Consider the following 20,995-nt stretch of genomic DNA (forward strand, 5'->3'; position numbering starts at 1 on the left):
GGAGCGCTACGATTCGTCCACCACATCCGCCGGACGCTTGTCTTCCCGCAACCCACGCCAGCTCGGGTGCCGTAGTCGTCCGGCGCCGGTCCATTCCATGAATCGCACCTCCCCCACCAGGGTGGGTTTCACCCACACCGCACCTTTACGGTCCGCGGTCGGGAGGACGTCGACGAAGGGGCTGGTTGCGGTCTCGAGCGGACCGAGGGTGGATGCGAGTTCGTCCAGGTCGCGCTGGGTGAATCCGGTACCCACCCGGCCCACGTAGCGCAGTCCGCCGTCCTGGGGGATTCCGAGAAGGATGGAACCGATCCCCCGGGAACGGCCGCCCTGCCCGCGCCGCCAACCTCCTATCACCGCTTCCTGGGTCCGCCAGTTCTTCACCTTGATCCAGCTCGACCCACGCTTGCCCGGCAAGTACACGGACTCACGACGTTTGGCCACCACACCTTCCCAACCGCGGCGGCCACTCTCCTCCAGCGCCTCCTCCGCCGTACCGTGCAGCTGCGGCGGCACCACGAGGTCGTCGACTTTCGCGGCGAGGGCTTCGAGCACCCGACGGCGGTCCGTGTACTTCTTCCGCAGCAACGACACACCGTCCAGGTACAGCACGTCGAACGCCAGGAAGTGGGGTTCATTTCCTTGTTGGAGCAGGCTGAAACTGGTGATTCCGTGCCGATCGAAGGCGACCACCTCACCGTCGAGCACGACGTCGTGGTCGGCGAGAGCGTCTGCAAGCCAACCCAATCCAGGGTAGTCGCGGGTCTTGTCGTTACCTGCCCGGCTGCGCAGACGCACTTCTCCCCCAACGATCTCGGCGATCACTCTGATGCCGTCCCATTTACCCTCGAAAGCCCATTCCGCTGGATCGAGCCCGTCGAGGGTGCCCGGCGTGGCCAGCATCGGTGAAAGATCCCGTGGCAGTTCGGCGGATGTCGACTCACCCGTCGACTGGTCCTTCATCAAATGCATCAACCACTGGTCACCTTTCGTGCGGATCAGCGCGAAACGACCCTCCACCTGCTCGCCGTGCAACTGCACGATCACTTCGTCGTCGCGCCACTTCTCGACGTCGTATGTGCCGGTGTCCCAGATCGTCATTGTTCCGCCGCCGTACTCCCCCTTCGGGATGGTGCCCGAGAAGGTCAGGTATTCGAGCGGGTGGTCCTCGGTGTGGACGGCCAACCGGTTCTCACCAGTCGAGGTGGGCACATTCTTCGGCACCGCCCACGACACCAGCACTCCGTCGCGCTCCAGCCGGAGGTCGTAGTGCAGGCGCCGGGCATGATGTTCTTGAATGACGAAACTGTTGCCCGCACCGGGAATGACCTTGTCCGGCATCGGTTCCGGGGTTCGGCTCGGGTCGCGTTTGCGGCGATAGTCAGCCAGCGTCGCCTCGTTCTCCCACGGCGGGTCGAGATCGGCCAGCAGGTCACCGTCGGTCTCCCACCGCTCGAGCACTTCCGTGAAGCTCAACTGCCGTAACTCCGGATCGTCGAGTTCGTCCCAGCTGCGGGGCGCCGCGACCAACGGCTGCGGTCGTCCCCGCAACGAGTACGGCGCGATGGTCGTCTTAGACGGATTGTTCTGACTCCAGTCGACGAACACCTTCCCGGCGCGAACCGCTTTGGCCATCGTGGCGGTGACCAGATCGGGCATCAGCTTCTCCAGGCCCGTCGCCACCTGCTTCGCGACGGTCGACGCCCCCGACCCCTCCAACTTCCGGTCGAGGGGCACATACAGGTGAATGCCCTTGCTGCCGCTCGTCACCGGGAAGGCGGTCCAGCCGAGCTCGGCTACGAGGTCCCGGACGGCGCGGGCAACCTCGGCGCATTCCGGCAGACCCACGCCCGGTCCCGGGTCGAGGTCGAACACGATCCGGGTGGCCGGTCCGCGCCGCGACCCGTCGAATCGCCACTGCGGCACGTGGATTTCGAGCGCGGCCTGCTGACCCGCCCAGGCGAGCGCCGCCACAGAGTTGAGAATCGGATAGTGCACGGAACGGTCGGAGTGTTCCAGGGCCCGTTGTTCCAGCCAGGCAGGGGCCGAAGCGGCCAGGTTTTTCTCGAAGAACGGGTCGCTCTCCACGCCGTTCGGCCAACGTTTACGGGTGGCGGCCCGATCGAGGATGTGGGGAATCATCGCGGGCGCGATGCGCGTGTAGTACTCGATCACCTCACGCTTGGTGGTGCCCGACTCGGGGTAGAGGACCTTGTCCAGGTTGGTCAGCGACAGCCGATGTCCGTCGACCGTCACCTGCCGGGTTCCCGTGTTCGCCATCGACACCCTTCCGCCGCCAATACATACATATTGTGCGCTGCGGAAGGATTTTCCTCGCTCCGATTCCGGGTCCGGCAGGTGTGTCGATCAGCCGTACAGCTCCACGAACGTCTGCAGCGACTTCTCGATGTCGCCCTTCAATGCCTTCGCGACACCCGAGCCGATGGGTCCGAACAGCGGCGCGCCGCCCAGCTCGATGGTGAACACCACCTCGGAGCCGCCACCCTTCGCCTTCACTTCCAGCGTGAGGCCGAGCTTCACGCCGCCCTTGCCGTCACCCTTCAGTACAAGTCGCCGCGGAGCGTCGTACTCCTTGATGGTCCACTTCACCCGGTTCCGCAGCCCTTTGACAGTGACGACGGAGCTCAGAACCGTACCAGCGGTGAGCGTTTCGGGAAGCTCGCTGCGCCAGCCGTCGTGCACCACGAACCACTTGTCGAACTCCTGCAGATTCGATGCCTTGTCCCAGGTGTCCTGGGGAGTCAGCGGGACGTCCGTCTCGACCGTAAGTTTCGCCATCGCTGCAGCCTAGCCGCCTGTGAGTACTTATTAACCGCGGGCGGTTAATAAGTACTCACAGGGGGATCAGTGCGAGACCGCCTTCTCCACGCCGACACCGGTGAGTGAACGGACCTCCATCTCCGCCTGCTTGGCGGGATCCTCCGCCTTGCTGCGACCGATGTAGGTGCCGACAGCGCCCAGCAGGAACGCGAGCGGAATGGACACGATGCCGGGGTTGGCCAGCGGGAAGAAGTCGAAGTCGGCGGACGGGAACATCGACGACTTCTTGCCGGACACCGCCGGGGAGAAGACGATCAACACGAGGCAGCTGATGAGGCCGCCGTAGATGCTGAACAGCGCACCGGTGGTGTTGAACTTCTTCCAGAACAGGGAGTACAGCAGCGTCGGCAGGTTGGCCGAAGCGGCGACGGCGAATGCGAGCGCCACCAGGAACGCGATGTTCTGCCCCATCGCGAGTATGCCCAGGATGATCGACACGACGCCGATCACGACGACGGTGATGCGCGACACCCGTACCTGCGACTCCTCGGAGGCGTTACCGCGCTTGATGACACTGGCGTAGATGTCGTGGGCGAACGATGCCGAGGCCGTGATCGCCAGGCCCGCGACCACTGCGAGGATGGTCGCGAACGCGACCGCGGAGATGACTGCGAGGAAAATGGTGCCGCCCAGTTCGAATGCGAGCAGCGGCGCGGCCGCGTTCTCACCGCCGGGCGCGGCGAGGATGGCGTCCGGTCCGACCATCTTGGCGGCGCCGTAACCAAGGACCAGAGTGAACAGGTAGAACGCGCCGATCAGTCCGATTGCCCAGGTGACCGAGCGGCGAGCTTCCTTGGCGGTGGGGACCGTGTAGAACCGCATCAAGACGTGCGGAAGACCGGCGGTACCCAGAACCAGCGCGATACCGAGCGAGATGAAGTCGAGCTTGCTCATCGAGCTGATGCCGTACTTGGCACCGGGACTGAGCATGTCACGGCCCGCGATTGCCTCGTTCGTGGAACCGGCGGCCGTGGCCTGCGCGTCGGCGAGCAGCTGCGAGAAATTGCCGCGCACCGCGAACAGGACGAGGAAGAACATGACACCGGCACCGAGGACGAGCAGCACCGCCTTGACCATCTGCACGTAGGTGGTGCCCTTCATGCCACCGACGAGGACGTAGACGATCATCAACGCACCGACAACGGCGACAACGACGGCCTGGCCTACCTTGCCGTCGATGTTGAGCAGTAGCGCGACGAGTCCGCCGGCGCCCGCCATCTGCGCGAGCAGGTAGAACAGCGACACGACGAGCGTGGAGAGCGCCGCGGCCATGCGCACCGGGCGCTGCTTCAGCCGGAAGCTCAGCACATCTGCCATCGTGAATCGGCCGGTGTTGCGGAGAAGTTCGGCGACCAGCAGTAGAGCCACCAGCCAGGCGACGAGGAAGCCCACCGAGTACAGGAATCCGTCGTACCCGTACACCGCGATGGCTCCGGCGATACCGAGGAACGACGCCGCCGACAGGTAGTCGCCGGCGATGGCGAAACCGTTCTGCGGTCCGGAGAACTGACCGCCACCGGTGTAGAAGTCCGAGGCCTTCTTGGTGGTGCGGCTCGCACGGATCACGATGGTCATCGTGATCACGACGAAGGCCGCGAAGATCGCGATGTTGAGGAGCGGGTTGCCGACGTCGGTACCGGCCGCGAGGGTGGTGATCACTTGACGGGTCCTTCCAGCTCTTCACGGATGGCGGCGGATCGGGGATCGAGTTCCCGGTTGGCGAACCGCACGTACAGGGCGGTGATCGCGAAGGTGGTCACGAACTGCCCGAGGCCGAGGATGATGCCGAGGTTGATGTTGCCGAGCACCTTGGTAGCCATGAAGTCGGAGGCGTAGGTAGCCAGGAGCACATACGCCGCATACCAGGCGAGGAAGAACGCCGTCATGGGGAAGACGAACCTACGGAGGCGGCGCCGCAACTCCTGAAATTCGGGACTCGCCTGCATGTCGAGGAAGGCTTGCGCATCAGGGGTGCGCCGCTCTTGCGACGCTCCCTCGCTGATATCGGCTGTGGTCACTGCTGACTCCTTGGTCGCACGCGTGAAGTGAACTGAAAATCGACGGTACTGAGAGGTGAGTCACAACAACATAGTGTGGCGGCAGTCACACGCCGAACTGTCGGAGTGTGCGCCGAACGGTTACCCGACCGCGACGAGCGGCTTCACCCCTCGTGCGCCTTTCTGGTCGCTGGAGCTACCAAAAAGGCTCACGGGGAGCGGAGCTCCCTCTCGCGGTCGGAGCCGACACCGAGGCGCTCGGGGGCGTGCATGCGGGTGAAGATCCGGCTGAGGTCGGCGGGGATCTGACGCTTCGTCATCTTGCTGACCAGCACCATCGTGGCGAAGGCCAGCGGCACACTGACCGCCGCAGGGTAGGCGACCATCGCGGCGGGCCAGCCGTCGGCGATGTCGTCGGGGACGCCGCCCACCACGACGACAGCTGCGGCAGTACCGGCGACGAGTCCCCCGGCCGTCATCCCGGCGCCCGCCCCGGCCGCGGTGAGTCCGCGCCACCAGATGCCGAGGACGAGTAAGGGACACAGCGTCGACGCTGCGACCGCGAAGACCAGGCCGACAGTTCGGGACAGGTCGAGCGACGTCACCGCCAACGACAGCGCCAGTGGCACGACCCCGGCGAGGGTCGCGGCAATCCGGAAGTCGCGGACCCGTCCGCGCAGCACATCGGTGCTGAGGACCCCCGCGATGCTGACGAGCAGTCCGGACGACGTGGACAGGAAGGCGGCGATCGCACCGGCGGCGACGAGCGCGGCCAGCAGCTGACCGCCCCAACCGGAGAACACCGAGCCGGGCAGCAGGAGCACCGCGGCGTCGGAGGTACCGGTGATCAGCAGTTGTGGCACGTACAGCCGCGCGAACACGCCGAGCAGCGTCGGGAACAGGTAGAACACCCCGAGCAGTCCGACGACAGCGAGGGACGTCAACCGCGCCGCCCGTCCGTCGGGATTGGTGTAGAACCGGACCAGGACATGCGGAAGCCCTAGCGTGCCGAGGAATGTGGCGATGATCAGCGAATACACCTGATATGTCGGATTCCCGCCCCCGAAACCCCATCCGGGCGTGATCCAGTCGGAGTTGTCGGCCGGTGCGCCCGCGACGACGGGTACGGGCGACCCCGCTTCGAGGGTCATCGACGTCCCCTCGCCGAGATGGTGTTCACCGGGTGCCAGTATGACGTCTTCCGCGTTCTTCACTCCGTCGATCGTTCCCGACCCCCCGACCGTCACGGGAGCCGACACCTGCACGACGACGTCGGTGGTGATGTCGACGGTGGTCTGCTCGTCGACGGTGGGCGGTGCGGGTGCACCCAACTCGTGGGAGTCGGCGAAGAAGTACACGGACAACACCAGCGCCGGTATCGCGACCGCGGTCAGTTTGAGCCAGTACTGGAACGCCTGCACGAAGGTGACGGACCGCATGCCGCCGCCCACCACGTTCGCGATGACGATGACCCCGACCACCGCCGCTCCGACCCAGCTCGGGACGCCGAGGAGGATATTCAGCGTGAGACCGGCCCCCTGGAACTGCGGGACGAGGTACAGCGCGCAGACGACGGCGACGACGATCATGGCGAGGGTACGAACCCGAGCCGAGCCGAGCCGGAACTCGGCGAAGTCGGGCACCGTGTAGGCCCCCGACCTCCTCAGCGGCGCCGCGACGAACAGCAGCAGCCCCAGGTATCCGGCCGTGAACCCGATCGGGTACCACAGGGCGTCGGCACCGTACTTGGCGATGAGCCCGGCGACTCCGAGAAAGGATGCGGCCGAGAGGTATTCACCGGAGATCGCGGCGGCATTCCAGCGCGGGCCGACGCTACGCGAGGCGACCAGGAAGTCGGAGGTGGTGCGGGCCAACCGCACGCCGTAGATTCCGATGGCCACGGTGGCGACGGCCGCCGCAGCCAGACCGGCCAACGTGAGCCAGGGAATCGGCTGGTCGGTGGTCACGGCGTGCTCAGTCGTCCACGAGTTCGGTGAATTCCTGCTCGTTGCGCTCGGCCTGCCGAATGTAGACCCACCCGGTCGTCAGGAGCACCGGATACACCAGGGCGCCGAGCACCACCCACGGCAGGCGAATCCCCAGCACGGTCGCCTCCGACACCGCGGGGAACGACAGCAGGACAACCGGTACCGCGCACAGCACTCCTGCCGCGAGGACGGCGAGCCGGACAGCGAGCCACAGCTGGGCCCGGACGAGTCCGCGGATCATGGCGTCCCCGACCTCGGTCTGTTCCTGGACCTCGACACGGGTACGCACGATGCGGGCCCCACGCCGCTGCGCCAGCACCACTCGAACCCGTTCGGGCGAGCTCATCGCGCGGTCCATGACTGTTTCGGTGCCCGGACCAGGCGATCCTTGAGAATTCGCGTGTGCCTTCGACTGACCGGCAATTCGACGGGCGGCAGATCACCGTGCGGGCGTAGACAGACGACGAGGCCGTTGCCGACGGTGCGAATTCCCGTGACCAGCGGCAGGGACACCAGGTAGGAACGGTGCACGCGGAGGAAACCGGCATCGGCCCAGCGTGCCTCCAGCGCGGAGATCGGGATGCGCACGAGATGTGAACGGTCGGCGGTGTGCAGTCGTGCGTAGTCACCGTCGGCTTCGACCCACTCCACCGACGAGCGGTGTACCAGAGTGGTGACGCCGCCGAGCTCGACGGGGATCACCTCGTCGGACACCGCCCCGGGTGCGGCGGGTTCCTGTCGGCGCCGCCGGCCTTCGACGATCCGCCGCACGGACTCGGCGAGACGTTCCTCGCGCAACGGTTTGAGCAGATAGTCGACGGCACCGAGGTCGAACGCGTCCACAGCCCGGTCGTCGTGTGCGGTGACGAACACGACCGGTGGAGGCGACGCGAAGTTCGACAGGATGCCGGCCAGCTCGAGGCCGTCGAGTCCCGGCATGTTGATGTCGAGGAACACGGCGTCGATGTTCCCGTCCCGGAGGATGCGCAGCGCCGTCGTGGCCTCTCCTGCGGTGCGGATTTCCCCGACGGCATCCTGCGCGCGCAGCAGGAACGCCAACTCGTCGAGGGCGGGTTTCTCGTCGTCGACGGCCAGCACGGTGAGCGGCGCGTCGCTTCCGGACGCTCGGGGGGCCATGTCGTCAGTGTCATTCACAACGGAACCGATTTTCGCACGGACCCCACCGGGTCACGGGCGGATCCCCTGCCGGAACTTGGGAACGCGCATGCTCACCTTGGTGCCCGCCCCGGGCGCGGTCTCCACGACCAGCCCGTAGTCGTTGCCGAAGGCGGCGCGCAACCGGTCGTCGACGTTCGCGAGCCCGACATGCGCCGCCTCCTTCATGCCGGACGACTCGGCGACCGCGTCGAGCGACCCCGACCGCAGCAGTTCCGGGTCCATCCCGATTCCGTCGTCCTCCACGCTGATCACGCAGTCCGTACCCTCGTCGGCGGCGACGATGGAGACGGTGCCCCCCTCGGGTTTGCCGGAGATTCCGTGCCGCACCGCGTTCTCCACCAGCGGTTGCAGCGCAAGGAACGGCAGCACCACATTGAGCACCTCCGGGGCCACTTGCAGGGTGACGGCCAGCGTGTCACCGAATCGGGCGCGTTCGAGGGTGAGGTATCGGTCGATGTTGCGGAGTTCGTCCGCCAGCAGGGTGTACTCCCCCGCCGACCGGAACGAATACCGGGTGAAATCGGCGAACTCGAGGATCAGTTCCCTGGCCCGGTCGGGATCGGTGCGCACGAACGACGCCACCGTGTTCAACGCGTTGTAGATGAAGTGCGGGCTGATCTGTGCGCGGAGCGCCCGCACCTCGGCGCGGTCGAGTCGCGCGCGAGACGCATCCAGGTCGGCCAGTTCGATCTGACTGCACGCATACCGGGCCACCTCCGTGACGGCGCCCAGCATGCCGGGCCCCGGGTCCTCCGTGGTGACCACCCCGAGCACTCCCACCACGCCGGTGGCCTCGATGAGCAGGGGCTGGGCGATCAGCGCCCGCACCCCGTGGTCACCGGCACTGCGAACCAGTCCGCCGTAGGCGACGAGCACCCGGCGCTCACCGTCGACGGCCCGGCTCGCCGCATCGTGGAGTTGTTCCGCCAACGCCTCGTGGGGGCCGTTCCAGGCGAGGAGGTGTCCGGCGGCATCGAAGATTGCGAGCGCCTGGGCGCCCGTAAGCAGGCGCAGATGCGGCGCCGCCTCCTGCGCCGAGGTCTCGTCGAGTCCCCGCCGCAACGATCCGGCCGCCAGCGACGCCGTGTGCAAGGTGGTGTGGACCGCTCGTTCGGTGGGTGTGGTCAGCTCCTGCCTCGCCCGCAACCACTGCAGCAGCCCGCGACGGCTCATTCTCCGGCGTCCAGTCGAGCGACCAGCGTTTTCGGGGCCACGGTGCGGTAAGCCTCCTCCACGATGTCGGCAAGGTCGCGCCAATCCTGCGGCACGTCGAGGTACACACCTACCCACCCGCGCCCGCCGACGTACGGCGGCACGAAGAAGCGCTCCTCGTCGCGCCGAACCCAGTCCTGCTGCGCGCCTGCGGGAGCGGCGGCCCAGAACGACAAGCGGTCGTCGTGGTGATGGTCTGCGAGAGTCGCGAATTGGGGTGACCGGCGGACGAACCACGCGGGTTCTCCGTGACTGACGCGTTCGGTCGCCTCGGGCAACGCCAGGCACAACGCCCGCAGTCGGTCGATCACCGATTCGCTCACCGTGCGCCGCCGTCACAGGTGTTCGGCGCCTGCTCACCGGCGAAGCGGTCGGCAATCCATTGCACCGCACCGGGCACGGCCCGTCCGTCGGCGTGACCCTCCCCGGGTCGGGATTCGAACTCGATGACGTCGCCCTGCACACACGCGTTGTAGACGGCCTCCAAAGTCCACTGCGGCAGAATGAGATTGTCTCGCTCACCGACCACGACGAGCATCGGGCCTTCGGCACGCTCGCGTGGCAGCGCGATCTCCTCGAGCCAACCGTTCATCCGTTCGGCGGCGGCCTCCGTGCGCGGTCCGGTGTCCTCCGGAGTGAGCTGGGTTGCCACAGTCCACTTCTCGGAGAGTCTCGCCGTGACGCACGACAGCGTGATCTCCTGATTGTCGGCGAGCGCGCCGCGCATGTAGTCGGCCGGATCGAGGTCCGGATGGAGCACCGAGAGTCCCTCGAGTAGATACGGCAGGAACATCTTCTGCGGCAACGACAACGGGGCTGCGGTTCCCTCCGCCATGATGCCCGACAGATCAGCCGCGGGCGACAGGTTGGCCGAACCCACGAATTCGAGCCCGCCCCCGTAGTCGTCCGCGTGTTCGGCCGCCGCCCACGACGCCTGACCGCCCTGGGAAACCCCGAGGGCCGCCCAGCGAATCGAGGCCTCGGGCACCACGTTCCGGGCCGCGCGGACGGCGTCGATGAGGTTGTATGCCGCGGTGACGGGTTCGAGGTAGGGGTGCGGGCCGTCGGTGCCGAGACCTTGGTAATCGCTGACGGTCACCACATACCCCCTCTGCAGGAGCTGCATGACGAGTCCGGTGGTGCCCGACAGCGTCGGTGACGCCGACGGCGCGCAGTCGTCGGTGACCCCGGTCGTGCCGTGCCCCACCGTGACCACCCGCCAACCGCCCTCGGGCGCGGGCCCTGCCGGTGTGAACACGGTGCCCACCACTTCGGTACCGGCCCCGTCGACCCCCGACGTCGACCGATAGACGACGCGGGTTGCCGTTGCTCCCAGATTCGTGATCGCCGGGTCGATGTCGGCCACGGGGGTCTGCGCGGTGAGCGCGCCGCGGTCGTCCCCAGTGGGGGCCGGCGGCAACGGGGCGGTGGAGGTCGCTGCGGGAGCGGAGGGCGGCGGGACGGTCGCCCCGTCTGCGCCGCACCCTGCGAGCACCACGACACCGGTGAGGGCGAAGATCACGGGCCATCCCGCACGCCGCCTCGACAGACCTGTCATCGCGCACCCCATTCTCGACGCCGTCGGACCCGCTCTTCCGCTGCAGCCTCTTCCACGTCGAGGCTTTCCAATACGGTACGCATCACCTCGTCGTCGAGACTGCCCGCGTCACGGGCATCGATCAACGCCTGCCGCTGCGCACGCAGCGCTGCCCGGCGGATGTCGTCGAACACCACGCCGGCCCGCGCCTTCTCGCCGGGCTCTTCCGCTTCTTCGGCCTGCAGGCGTGCCCGCATCGACCGGCGTACCCGCGACAGAATGTCGGTCATCTCTGCGGAGTCGATTCCCGAGGGCGGATGCTCGGCGCAGTCGTCGAGAAACCGTTCGCCGGCCTCGCGCGAAATGGTGCGCGCGTGCTTCACCTGTTCCTCTTCCCGTTGACGTTCGAGGGGATCTGCCAGATCGAGCATTCGAATCAGCAACGGCATGGTGGCGCCCTGGATGAGCAGGGTTCCCACCGCGACGACGAAGGCGATGGCCTGGATGACTTCCCGTCCCGGGAAAGGCGCTCCGCTCGCGACCGTCATCGGAATTCCCGCCGCTGCCGCGATCGTGACGACTCCGCGCATGCCGGCCCACGACACGACAAGGCTTTCGCGCCAGCCGAGTTCCACCGTGTCGCCCGGTGTACGCACCACCAGACCGATGTGGCGGCGAAACCGGTGCAGCAGTATCCACGCCGGTCGCACCGCCATCACCACGACGAGGACCGCGAACCCGTAGAAGAAGATGTGGTGCACCGGCAATCCGTTGTCGCGGACGTCGACGATGACGAACTTGAGTTGCAAACCCATGTAGGCGAACACGAACATCTCGAGCACGAGATCCACGCTCTCCCAGAGGGACCGCTCCTGTATACGGGTGGACACCGAGGCGTCGGTTGCCTTGTGGCCCATCAGGAAGCCGGCCGTGACCACCGCGAGGACGCCGGAGGCGTGCAGCTGCCCGGCGGCGAGGTACGCCGCGAAGGGAAGCATCAGCCCTAGGACCGTTTCCAGTGGCGAGTCGTACATGCGGCGCCGCACCCACTCGACGATCTTGGCGAGGACCAGTCCGACGAGCACTCCACCGATCACCTCGTAGACGAAGTACAACACCGGGTGAACCGGTACGTCCGTCCCGACCACGGCCGAGACGGCCACGGCGAACAGTGTCAGGGCTGTGGCATCGTTCACCAGGCCGTCACCGGTGAGAATGGCGATCACCCGATTCGGCAGCCCCAGCCGGCGGCCGACGGCGACAGCGCTGACCGCGTCCGTCGGCGCGACCACCGCCCCGAGTACCAGTGCAGCCCCCAACGTCAGCTCGGGCGACAACCACGAGGCGAAGAACGCGACGGCGAATGCCGTGGCCAGCACGGTGAAGATGCCGAGCCGCAGAATCGGCCCGAGGTGGCGACGGAAGGTGGCCACCGAAAATTTGAGGGCCGCCGAGTACAACAGTGGCGGCAGCACGACTCCGAGGATGGCCTCGGGGTCGAGTTCGAGGCGCGGAAGGCCGGGAATGAAGGAGGCGATCGCGCCGATCGTGACCAGAACGAGGGGCGGCTGCAGATCGCGGCGCTTCGCGAGACTCGTCACGGCGATGGCCGCGATGATGACGAGAAGCACGAGGACGCCGTTCACAGTTCGATTGTGCCGTGCCCGCCCCGAGATCGCGGCTCATCACCGCGGACGCGTCCGGGCCCCGGTTCGAGAACCGGGGCCCGGACAGCTCTGGAGGGAAGGGTGGTCACTCCTTCGGAGGAACTGCCTTCTTCGCCGCGTCGGCAGCCTTGTCGATCTTGTCGCTGTACTTGCGACCGGTCTTGCTGTTCGCGATGTCGGCAGCCTTGTCGATGGCGCCGTGAACCTTGTCCGCGTTCTGCGAGGCCGCAGCCTTCCCCTTGCCCAGCAAACCCTTCAGTGTGTCGCCAAAACTCATCGTTCTTCCTCCTCTGTGCTTGCGCACATAGCGTCTGCGCGAGATCGAACACTCGCAGCGCACCCAGTCTCACAGCATCGAGCCGGGGACGCCAACGCTCCCGTTATCAGGACGCGAGCCACCGCCCTCAGCGGCGGCCCGGCAGATCCGCCGGTGGCGCGAAGGGGCGTCGGTGCTCTCCGTGGAGGCGGCCCGTCACCCACCACGCCAGCTCCACCAGAACCACCCCGACGAGACCGCAGGTGAGCGCCGACGTGGTGGCAGCCACGTTGGTCGGGTCGAGCTCGAAGAACGTCCGCGTGAACGGGAGAGCGAACAGGACGAGGTAGGCCGCGACGGACCCGAAGATCAGGACCAGTTTCCACCACACGTACGGGCGTGCGACGACGGCGAGCACCCACAGCGCGATCATGATGAGTGTGATCAGTGCCGACGTACCCGCCTGCACTTTCTGTGCCTGGGTCTGCTCGGGCCCGGCGTAGACCAGGAGGTACGAAATGAATGTGGTGACACCGATGATGACGCCGGACGGCACCGCCAGCCGCATCACCCGTGGGACGAAGCCGGAGCGGGCACGTTCGTTGTTGGGAGCCAGCGAGAGGATGAATGCGGGGATACCGATGGTGAACCAGGCCGCGATGGTCACATGCCTCGGCAGGAAGGGGTATGGGACCGGTTCGAAATCGAAGATCTGCGACAGCGCACCCGTCAGGCCGATCAGGAACGCCAGCAACACCGAGTAGACGGTCTTGGTGAGGAAGAGGTTGGAGACGCGTTCGATGTTGCCGATCACCCGGCGACCCTCACCGACCACGTACGGCAAGGTGGCGAACTTGTTGTCCAGCAACACGATCTGTGCCACCGCCCGCGTCGCGGGGCTTCCCGATCCCATCGACACGCCGATGTCGGCGTCCTTGAGCGCGAGAACATCGTTGACACCGTCACCCGTCATCGCCACCGTGTGGCCGCGAGATTGCAACGCTGCCACCATTTCCCGCTTCTGATCCGGCCGCACCCGGCCGAACGTGGTGGATTCTTCGAGAGCATCGGCGAGGGCCTCGGGTTCCGACGGCAGGGTGCGGGCGTCCACGGGTCGGTTCCCACCCGGAAGGCCGAGGGATCCGGCCACGGCACCGACCGACACGGCGTTGTCCCCGGAAATCACCTTGACCGTGACGTTCTGACCCGCGAAATACTCGAGGGTGCCGCGCGCATCGGGTCGCACCCGCTGCTCGAGGATCACGAGCGCGCGAGGCGTGACAACTCCCGGCGCCGCCGGATGATCGACCGGAACGTCTCCGCTGCCGAGGAGCAGCACCCGCAGTCCCGACGCACCCGCACGCTCCGCCTCCCGTGCCATGACGCTGCCCGGGTCCAGGAGAACGTCCGGTGCGCCGAGCACCCAGTTCCCGTGGGAACCGTACGACTGTCCGCTCCATTTCTTCGCCGAGGAGAACGGCGCCTCCGCCGTGGCGTCGCCCCAGCCGGGATCGTCCGGGAACGCCTCCTTGATCGCCAGGACACTGGCGTTGGGGCGTGGATCGTCGGCGGCCAGGGCAGCGAGTGCGGCGCCGGCCGGACCGACATCTTCGGCTACAGCGCAACGCAATTCGGACAGGCGCATCCCGTTCTCGGTAAGCGTGCCCGTCTTGTCGGCGCACACCACGTCGACCCGGGCGAGCCCTTCGATGGCGGGCAACTCCTGCACCAGACACTGACGCCGGCCGAGCCGGACCACGCCGACGGCGAACGCGATCGACGTCATCAGCACCAGCCCCTCGGGCACCATCGGCACCAGTGCGGCCACCATGCCGTTCAACGCCGGTCGCAACGCCTGACCGCTCGAGAACAGCTGGTTGTAGATGATGAGCAGCCCCGCCGGAATCATCAGGTACGTGATGAACTTCAGAATAGTGTCGATGCCGCTGCGTAACTCCGAATGTACGAGTGTGAACTTACTGGCCTCCTCCGCCAGTTTCGCGGCATAGGCGTCACTGCCGACCTTCGTCGCCCGGTAGCAGCCGCTGCCGGCGGCAACGAAACTCCCCGACAGAACCGGATCACCCACCGCCTTGTGCACCGGGTCGGCCTCGCCGGTGAGCAGCGATTCGTCGATGTCGAGCGCGCTCGCCTCCACCACGACACCGTCGACGACGATCTGGTCGCCCGATCCCAGCTCGATGAGGTCGTCGAGCACCACCTCCCGAGGCGCCATCGCGACGGCCGATCCGTTGCGGCGCACCACCGGTTTGGTCTGGCTGACGATGGCAAGTTCGTCCAGAGTCCGCTTGGCGCGGATCTCCTGGATGATGCCGATGCCACTGTTCGCGATGATGAGCAGCCCGAACATCCCGTCGATGATCGAACCCGTCGCCAGAACGATGGCGAACAGTATGCCGAGGATCGCGTTGATCCGGGTGAAGACGTTGGCGCGCACGATGTCGCGGATCGACCGGCTGGCGCGGTCCGGCACGTCGTTGGTCTTGCCTGCGGCCACCCGCTCGGCGACCTGGTCGGCGGTCAAGCCGTGCGCAGCGAGGACGGCAACGCCGTCCGTACCGGTCTCGTCGTACGCCATGGTCCACAGGCTACGCAACGGGGCGGCGACAGGCGGTCATCCCGCCTCGAGAACCATCCCGGCCCGCTCCGGCAGCGTGAACGCCGCACCGGCGGCCACGAGGAATGCTGCCGCGAACACGGCGAACACCAGTGCGTTTCCCCCGCCGATCAGCAGCCAGGGAACCATCAACGGCGCAAGGATCGACGCTATCCGGCCGAAGGCGGCCGCCGCACCCGTCCCTGCCGCCCGCACCGACGTCGGATACAGCTCCGGACCGATCGCATACAGCGCACCCCACGCGCCGAGGTTGAAGAACGACAACATCATTCCGGCGGCCACGATGGGGGTGGGCGTATCCGCGAGTCCGAACAGCCCTGCCGCCACCGCGGAGCCGAGGAGGAACGTGGCGAGCGTGCTGCGGCGGCCCCACACCTCGATCAGCCAGGCGGCGACCGCATAACCGGGCAGTTGGGCGAGCGTGATGAACAGCGTGTACTGAAACGACTTCACAAGGTCGAATCCCTGGTTGACGAGCAGGCTCGGCAGCCAGATGAAGGCGCCGTAATAGGAGAGGTTGATACAGAACCACACCGTCCACAGCGCGGCCGTCCGGGACCGCAGCCGCGGCGACCAGATCGACTCTGCCGGGGGCTGCGGGGTAGCGCTGTCGGGGCCGGCGGCGTTGTCGGCGTTACCACCATCGACCGCGGCCGTCACGCCCGCCGATTCCTCGAATGAGCGGACCGCGGCTTCCGCTTCCTCGTATCGGCCCTGTCGTTCGAGGAACCGCACCGACTCGGGCAGTCCGATCCGCACCGCCACCGCGTACAGGGTGGGGACGAGTCCCACGGCCAGGGCCCATCGCCATCCGTCGTCACCGAGAGGGATGACGAAGTATCCGATCAGCGCGGCCAGAATCCAGCCGAGCGCCCAGAACGCCTCGAGCGCCACCACGACGCGCCCCCGTACCTTGCGCGGCGCATACTCGCTGACCAGCGTCGACGCCACCGGAAGTTCCGCGCCCAGGCCGAGGCCGACGACGAATCGCAGAACGAGCAGAAGAGCGACCGAACCGACGAGCGCGGTAGCACCGGTCGCGATGCCGTAGATCAGCAGCGTGACCGCGAATACCTGACGTCGTCCGATCCGGTCGGCGAGTAGCCCGCCGAGGACAGCACCCACCGCCATGCCGACGAAGCCGATCGACCCGATCCACGACAGCTCCGTCGAACTCAGTTTCCACTGCACGGCCAGCGCCGCCATCACGAACGAGATGAGCCCCACGTCCATCGCGTCGAGCGCCCACCCCACGCCGGAGCCGAGCAGCAGCTTTCCGTGCTTCCGGGTGAAGGGAAGCTCGTCCAGCCGCTGGGTTCGTGTGTTCATGGACCGGAAGTTAGCACCCGGCACCGCGTTCCACAGATCAGCCGAGGGCCGTCCACCACGGCGTCTGCGCCGTCGGCTTCGTCACGTCGACGCGCTGGCCCGGCATCGGCACGGCCACCGTCGTGCCGCTGTCTTCCGCGGCCTCGACGAGCCGCACGATCGGTTCGGACCACGCATGGAAGGCGAGATTGAAGGTTGCCCAGTGCACGGGAACCAGGAGTCCGCGGGCGGCGTCGCCCTGTTGGAGGTCGGTGTGTGTCTGCACCGCCTCTTCGGGGTTCATGTGAATATCGGCCCACCGGGGGTCGTAGGCACCGACCGGCAGCAGGGTGAGATCGAACGGCCCGTAGCGGCGGCCGAGATCTGCGAACCTCGGGGTGTATCCGCTGTCACCACCGAAGAACACGGTGCGTTCGGGGCCGGCGAGAACCCACGACGCCCACTGCGTGGTGTTGCGGACGAGCCCGCGACCGGAGAAGTGCCGCGCCTCCGTGCAGGTCAGCGTGAGCGCACCCACGGTGGTCGACTCGTCCCAGTCGAGTTCCACGATCCGCTCCTCCGGCACCCGCCACCGCCGCAGGTGCGCGCCGAGCCCGACCGGGACGACGAACGGCGCCTTCTGGCTCGAGACGAGTTGCCGCACCGTCGCCATGTCGAGGTGGTCGTAGTGATCGTGGGAGATGACGATGGCGTCGACGGCAGGCAGGTCCGAGAGTGGCACGGGCGTGGGATGCATGCGGGACGGACCGAGGAAGGTCGACGGAGACACCCGGCGACTCCACACCGGATCGGCCAGGACCCGGTATCCGTCGACCTCGACGAGCACGCTCGAATGGCCGTACCAGGTGACCGCGACGTCGGCTGCCTCGACCGGTGCGAGGGGCGTGGCAAGCGGAATCGGCCTGCGCGGTCGTCCGGCGGTACCCCGGGTGACGAGCGCCTTCAGGATTCCGGTTTCCGATCCCGGCAACATCGTGCTGCCGGGGTCGGAATTGTGAAACTGCTGGTTGCGGTATCTCGGCGACGCCGCGGCGTAGGGACGCACCTGCGCGCGGGACGCACCGATCTGCGCGGGCAGACCCCACGCAGCCCTCGTCAGCCACCCGAGTGTGGCAGTTGCCAGGACTGTGGTCACAGCGCGTTTCGCGTTCATCCCGACAACTGTAACCACGAGTGCGCCGTACGTGGCCCGGCCGGCTATCGGCCCCGGAACACCGGGGGCCGCTTCTCCGCGCGTGCCACCCGCGCTTCGTGGGCGTCGTAACTCTTCCACGCGGCATGGAGTGCGGCGAGCTGCTCGGGCGGCGGCGGGCTCTGGGTTCCGTCGTCGTTGAGAACCATCTTGAGGTGCTGCAACGACAGCGGGGCGAGCCGGGCGATGGAGTGCGCCCAGCGCTGTGCGACCGCGAGGTCACCGCGCTTGTTGGCGAGACCGTGGGCGAGGGCCTCGTCGGCACCGACCTCCTCGGCCCCGAGAAGGATGGTGCGGGCCGGTCCGCCGCCGATCAGCGACGCCAGCCGGTGCACGGTCCACCTGTCGACGGAGATACCGAGTTTGGCAGCGGGGATGGCGAAACGCGCCTCGGGGGCCACCACCCGTAGGTCCGCGGCGAGGGCCAGTTGGCTTCCTGCGCCGATGGCAGGACCGTTGATCGCGGCGATCACCGGGACGGGAACCGAGTCGATGGTGTGCAGCATCTCGAGCAGGGTGTCGGTGAACCCGTCGGCGTACACGTCGCCCGACAGATCGGCTCCCGCGCAGAACGCGGTGCCCTGTCCGGTGAGCACGATCACTCGTCCGCCGTCGGTGACGGACGTCTCCATCTCCTCGCGCAGGCGCTCGCAGAGTTCGGTGTTCAGGGCGTTCCGGCGGTCGGGGCGTTGTAATTCGAGGGTGATGACGTCGCCGTCACGACTCGTCCCGATCATGTCCACTCGCTTTCTCCGTGTTTGCTGTCCATTGCGTTGCTGACGTGCCCACCCGACTGGACCGCTGCCAGCCAACCACACGCCGGAACGCCCGGAACACGGGAGCCGGTCGGATAGTTGTCTAAGGGGAGGTAAGGACGAACATGAGTCGGAATGTCAACGTGGTGGTGATCGGGGCCGGTCAGGCGGGGTTGTCCGCCGCCTACTTCCTGCGCAGGTTGGGGGTGGAGCCGGAGACGGAGTTCGTGGTTCTCGACCATGCGGCGGGGCCCGGGGGCGCCTGGCAGTTCCGCTGGCCGTCACTGACCCTGAGCACCGTCAACGGGGTGCACGACCTTCCCGGCCTGTCCTTCGCCGATGCGGTCGGCGTCGACGTCGATGACGTGGCGGCGGCCCAGGTGCAGGCGTCGACCGCCGTCCCTCAGTATTTCGCGACGTACGAGAAGCAGTTCGAACTTCCCGTGCACCGGCCCGTGCACACGCGCGTGGTGTGTGCCCGCGAGCAGCGGCTGCGGATCGAGACCGACGCGGGCACCTTCACCGCTCGCGGGCTGATCAATGCCACCGGCACCTGGGAGCGCCCGTTCATCCCCCGATATCCGGGCGCGGAGTTGTTCGCCGGACAGCAGCTCCACACCAAGGATTATTCGTCGGCGGATCAGTTCGCGGGACGCCACGTGCTGGTGGTCGGCGGCGGGATCTCGGCGGTGCAACTGCTCGACGAGATCTCCCGGGTCACCACCACCACGTGGGTTACCCGGCGTCCGCCCGAGTTCCGGGACGAGCCTTTCACTCCCGAGATCGGCCGAGCCGCGGTCGCCCTCGTCGAGGATCGGGTCCGGCGTGGTCTCCCGCCCGGTTCGGTGGTGTCGGTGACCGGCCTCCCTGTCACTCCCGCTATTCGCGCCGCCCGCGAGCGCGGGGTGCTGGACCGGTTGCCCATGTTCAGCGAGATCACGGCGACCGGTGTCCGATGGGCCGACGGGCGTGAGCAGAACGTCGATGTGATCCTGTGGTGCACGGGCTTTCGCAGTTCGCTCGACCATCTGGCGCCGCTGCGACTCCGCGGTCCGGGCGGCGGCATCGAGATGACGGGGCGGCTGGCCACCCAGGTAGCTGCCGATCCGCGGATCCATCTGGTCGGTTACGGCCCGTCGTCGTCGACCATCGGCGCCAACCGTGCGGGACAAGCCGCCGCACGCGAACTCACCCGGTACCTCGAGTCGACTGCCTGAACAGTGCCGCCACGAACACGGCCTGCTCCGGCGCGGACTGGTACATGCTGCCGAAGTGGCCGCCCGAGTACATGCGGTAGTCGAGCGGGGTTCCCGCTCGGCGCATGTCGGCGGCCAGTTTGTCCGTCAGGGGGAACGGCACCGACGGGTCCGTGACACCTTGAACGATCAGTAGCGGGCGGTCGTAGCCGGTGACGGGTACTTCCAGATACTCGCGCAGCGCCGACTGCAGGTCGGGCGCGTCCAGTCCGCGCGACAGCATCTGCGCCACCGAGACGTTGCGTGTCAGCCTCGCGAAGTCGCGGAACGGCAACTCCGGCGCCGCATCGACCAATCGCCTGCCCACCTCGGTGAGGTAACTGTCGAGGTCGAGTTCCGGATACGCGTCGCGGAACCCGGCGATCAGATAGGACATGTACACCGTCAGGCCTGCGAGCCCCTGCGGCGGAAACCAGGGACCACTCCACGGCGCCACCAGCTCGACGTTCGAGGGCACACCGCCCGCGACGGCGCCGCGGTAGTCGAGCTCCGGCGCGTAGGTGGTGGCAGCGTGTGCGGCGAACACGGAGGCCTGCCCACCCTGTGACAGTCCGACCGTGACCCAGGACGAGGACAGGGTGTCGTCGACCTCCCTCGAAGCCCGGACCGAATCGACGACACTGCGTCCGGCGACCTTGCCGTCGAGGTAGGGCGGTACCCCCGGAGTGCCCAGCCCCACGTAGTCCGTCGCCGCGACGGCGTAGCCCCTCTGCAGCCAGCTGCTGACATAGTCTCGCGACTCCGTGTCGACGCCGGTCACCGACGGAGCGTCGTAATCGGAGTTCCCCACCGTGCCGTGCGCCCAGGCGATCACCGGCCAGCCCCCGTCGGGCGGTGGGCCTGCCGGCACGAACAGCATTCCGGTACAGGGCGTGACGCCGTGCCGGTCGGTGGTGCGGTAGGTCATCCGGTACGCGGCGCCTGCACCCGGGAGTCGGAGCTCCGCCGGGAGTTCGGAGGATGCGATGACCGTTCCGGGACGGTCATCGGGGCGCACCGGCACCGCACCGACAGTGGGTGCCCCTAGCACGCTGACCAGTGCGAGTAACGCCACGATGCGCCACCAACGCCGCACCTCTCCACGGTAGTCCGCGCAGGGATGGCAGTAGTGTGAATCGTCCGCCTTCGGGGGTAGGGCGGTCCCACCG

18 protein-coding genes are annotated in these 20,995 nt (G+C 67.4%); 1 reads left to right on the forward strand and 17 read right to left on the reverse strand.

Going from position 1 to position 20,995, the window contains the following annotated elements; all coding sequences use genetic code 11:
* Window positions 1–6: 6 nt before the first annotated feature.
* From L1080_RS18675 to L1080_RS18750, 16 genes are all read right to left on the reverse strand, one after another.
* Entirely contained in the window at window positions 7–2,280 is a 2,274-nt protein-coding gene (locus tag L1080_RS18675; protein WP_250774886.1) for an ATP-dependent DNA ligase, read from the reverse strand.
* Window positions 2,281–2,367: 87 nt separating this feature from the next.
* A complete protein-coding gene (locus L1080_RS18680) occupies window positions 2,368–2,799 on the reverse strand; it encodes a type II toxin-antitoxin system Rv0910 family toxin (protein WP_159919961.1) in 432 nt (143 codons plus the stop codon).
* A 66-nt stretch (window positions 2,800–2,865) separates the two neighbouring features.
* Window positions 2,866–4,500, reverse strand: a complete 1,635-nt coding sequence (locus tag L1080_RS18685; RefSeq protein WP_159919959.1) for a solute symporter family protein — start codon at window positions 4,498–4,500, stop codon at window positions 2,866–2,868.
* Window positions 4,497–4,859 (reverse strand): DUF485 domain-containing protein, encoded by a 363-nt coding sequence (locus L1080_RS18690; RefSeq protein WP_159919957.1) that lies wholly within the window; start codon window positions 4,857–4,859, stop codon window positions 4,497–4,499. Before L1080_RS18690 ends, L1080_RS18685 begins: the two co-directional genes overlap by 4 nt.
* A 188-nt stretch (window positions 4,860–5,047) precedes the next feature.
* Entirely contained in the window at window positions 5,048–6,805 is a 1,758-nt protein-coding gene (locus tag L1080_RS18695; RefSeq protein WP_250774874.1) for a sodium/solute symporter, read from the reverse strand.
* 7 nt (window positions 6,806–6,812) lie between these two features.
* On the reverse strand, window positions 6,813–7,184 hold the full coding sequence (locus tag L1080_RS18700) for a hypothetical protein (protein WP_250774872.1): 372 nt from the start codon (window positions 7,182–7,184) through the stop codon (window positions 6,813–6,815).
* Entirely contained in the window at window positions 7,169–7,981 is an 813-nt protein-coding gene (locus L1080_RS18705; RefSeq protein WP_109327512.1) for a LytR/AlgR family response regulator transcription factor, read from the reverse strand. The genes L1080_RS18700 and L1080_RS18705 overlap by 16 nt, the downstream gene beginning before the upstream one ends.
* Window positions 7,982–8,014: 33 nt before the next feature.
* Entirely contained in the window at window positions 8,015–9,178 is a 1,164-nt protein-coding gene (locus tag L1080_RS18710) for a sensor histidine kinase (RefSeq protein ID WP_250774869.1), read from the reverse strand.
* Entirely contained in the window at window positions 9,175–9,540 is a 366-nt protein-coding gene (locus L1080_RS18715) for an MmcQ/YjbR family DNA-binding protein (protein ID WP_250774867.1), read from the reverse strand. The genes L1080_RS18710 and L1080_RS18715 overlap by 4 nt, the downstream gene beginning before the upstream one ends.
* Window positions 9,537–10,775: a lipase family protein gene (locus tag L1080_RS18720; RefSeq protein WP_250774865.1), complete on the reverse strand. Its 1,239-nt coding sequence runs from the start codon at window positions 10,773–10,775 to the stop codon at window positions 9,537–9,539. The genes L1080_RS18715 and L1080_RS18720 overlap by 4 nt, the downstream gene beginning before the upstream one ends.
* The gene (locus L1080_RS18725) at window positions 10,772–12,400 is read right to left on the reverse strand and encodes a Na+/H+ antiporter (protein ID WP_250774863.1); all 1,629 of its coding nucleotides are present in this window, start codon (window positions 12,398–12,400) and stop codon (window positions 10,772–10,774) included. Before L1080_RS18725 ends, L1080_RS18720 begins: the two co-directional genes overlap by 4 nt.
* A 106-nt stretch (window positions 12,401–12,506) precedes the next feature.
* Complete coding sequence (locus L1080_RS18730) at window positions 12,507–12,698, reverse strand: antitoxin (RefSeq protein WP_159919945.1); 192 nt, start codon at window positions 12,696–12,698, stop codon at window positions 12,507–12,509.
* A 127-nt stretch (window positions 12,699–12,825) separates the two neighbouring features.
* Complete coding sequence (locus L1080_RS18735) at window positions 12,826–15,276, reverse strand: HAD-IC family P-type ATPase (RefSeq protein ID WP_250774861.1); 2,451 nt, start codon at window positions 15,274–15,276, stop codon at window positions 12,826–12,828.
* A 36-nt stretch (window positions 15,277–15,312) separates the two neighbouring features.
* Window positions 15,313–16,644, reverse strand: coding sequence for an MFS transporter (locus L1080_RS18740; protein ID WP_250774858.1), 1,332 nt, complete (start codon window positions 16,642–16,644; stop codon window positions 15,313–15,315).
* Window positions 16,645–16,681: 37 nt separating this feature from the next.
* Complete coding sequence (locus L1080_RS18745; protein WP_250774856.1) at window positions 16,682–17,797, reverse strand: MBL fold metallo-hydrolase; 1,116 nt, start codon at window positions 17,795–17,797, stop codon at window positions 16,682–16,684.
* Between the two features lie 44 nt (window positions 17,798–17,841).
* On the reverse strand, window positions 17,842–18,573 hold the full coding sequence (locus tag L1080_RS18750; protein ID WP_204164881.1) for an enoyl-CoA hydratase: 732 nt from the start codon (window positions 18,571–18,573) through the stop codon (window positions 17,842–17,844).
* Window positions 18,574–18,716: 143 nt separating this feature from the next.
* Here L1080_RS18750 and L1080_RS18755 point away from each other — a divergent pair, with 143 nt between their 5' ends.
* Window positions 18,717–19,808 carry an NAD(P)-binding domain-containing protein gene (locus tag L1080_RS18755; RefSeq protein ID WP_250774854.1) on the forward strand — a complete coding sequence of 364 codons (1,092 nt, stop codon included), beginning with the start codon at window positions 18,717–18,719 and terminating at the stop codon, window positions 19,806–19,808.
* On the opposite strand, the gene L1080_RS18760 is transcribed toward L1080_RS18755, so the two are convergent.
* Complete coding sequence (locus L1080_RS18760) at window positions 19,780–20,922, reverse strand: lipase family protein (protein WP_250774852.1); 1,143 nt, start codon at window positions 20,920–20,922, stop codon at window positions 19,780–19,782. The genes L1080_RS18755 and L1080_RS18760 overlap by 29 nt on opposite strands.
* Between the last annotated feature and the right edge of the window lie 73 nt (window positions 20,923–20,995).

Source organism: Rhodococcus sp. MSC1_016, from assembly GCF_023667485.2.
GTDB classification, from domain to species: domain Bacteria; phylum Actinomycetota; class Actinomycetes; order Mycobacteriales; family Mycobacteriaceae; genus Rhodococcus_F; species Rhodococcus_F oxybenzonivorans.

Bases quoted from the DNA above. Each gene is read 5' to 3' on its own strand.
- L1080_RS18755 (WP_250774854.1), top strand. From the start codon at position 18,717: ATGAGTCGGAATGTCAACGTGGTGGTGATCGGGGCCGGTCAGGCGGGG.
- L1080_RS18740 (WP_250774858.1), bottom strand. From the start codon at position 16,644: ATGAACACACGAACCCAGCGGCTGGACGAGCTTCCCTTCACCCGGAAG.
- L1080_RS18710 (WP_250774869.1), bottom strand. From the start codon at position 9,178: ATGAGCCGTCGCGGGCTGCTGCAGTGGTTGCGGGCGAGGCAGGAGCTG.
- L1080_RS18675 (WP_250774886.1), bottom strand. From the start codon at position 2,280: ATGGCGAACACGGGAACCCGGCAGGTGACGGTCGACGGACATCGGCTG.
- L1080_RS18735 (WP_250774861.1), bottom strand. From the start codon at position 15,276: ATGGCGTACGACGAGACCGGTACGGACGGCGTTGCCGTCCTCGCTGCG.
- L1080_RS18750 (WP_204164881.1), bottom strand. From the start codon at position 18,573: ATGATCGGGACGAGTCGTGACGGCGACGTCATCACCCTCGAATTACAA.
- L1080_RS18720 (WP_250774865.1), bottom strand. From the start codon at position 10,775: ATGACAGGTCTGTCGAGGCGGCGTGCGGGATGGCCCGTGATCTTCGCC.
- L1080_RS18730 (WP_159919945.1), bottom strand. From the start codon at position 12,698: ATGAGTTTTGGCGACACACTGAAGGGTTTGCTGGGCAAGGGGAAGGCT.
- L1080_RS18700 (WP_250774872.1), bottom strand. From the start codon at position 7,184: ATGGACCGCGCGATGAGCTCGCCCGAACGGGTTCGAGTGGTGCTGGCG.
- L1080_RS18745 (WP_250774856.1), bottom strand. From the start codon at position 17,797: ATGAACGCGAAACGCGCTGTGACCACAGTCCTGGCAACTGCCACACTC.
- L1080_RS18680 (WP_159919961.1), bottom strand. From the start codon at position 2,799: ATGGCGAAACTTACGGTCGAGACGGACGTCCCGCTGACTCCCCAGGAC.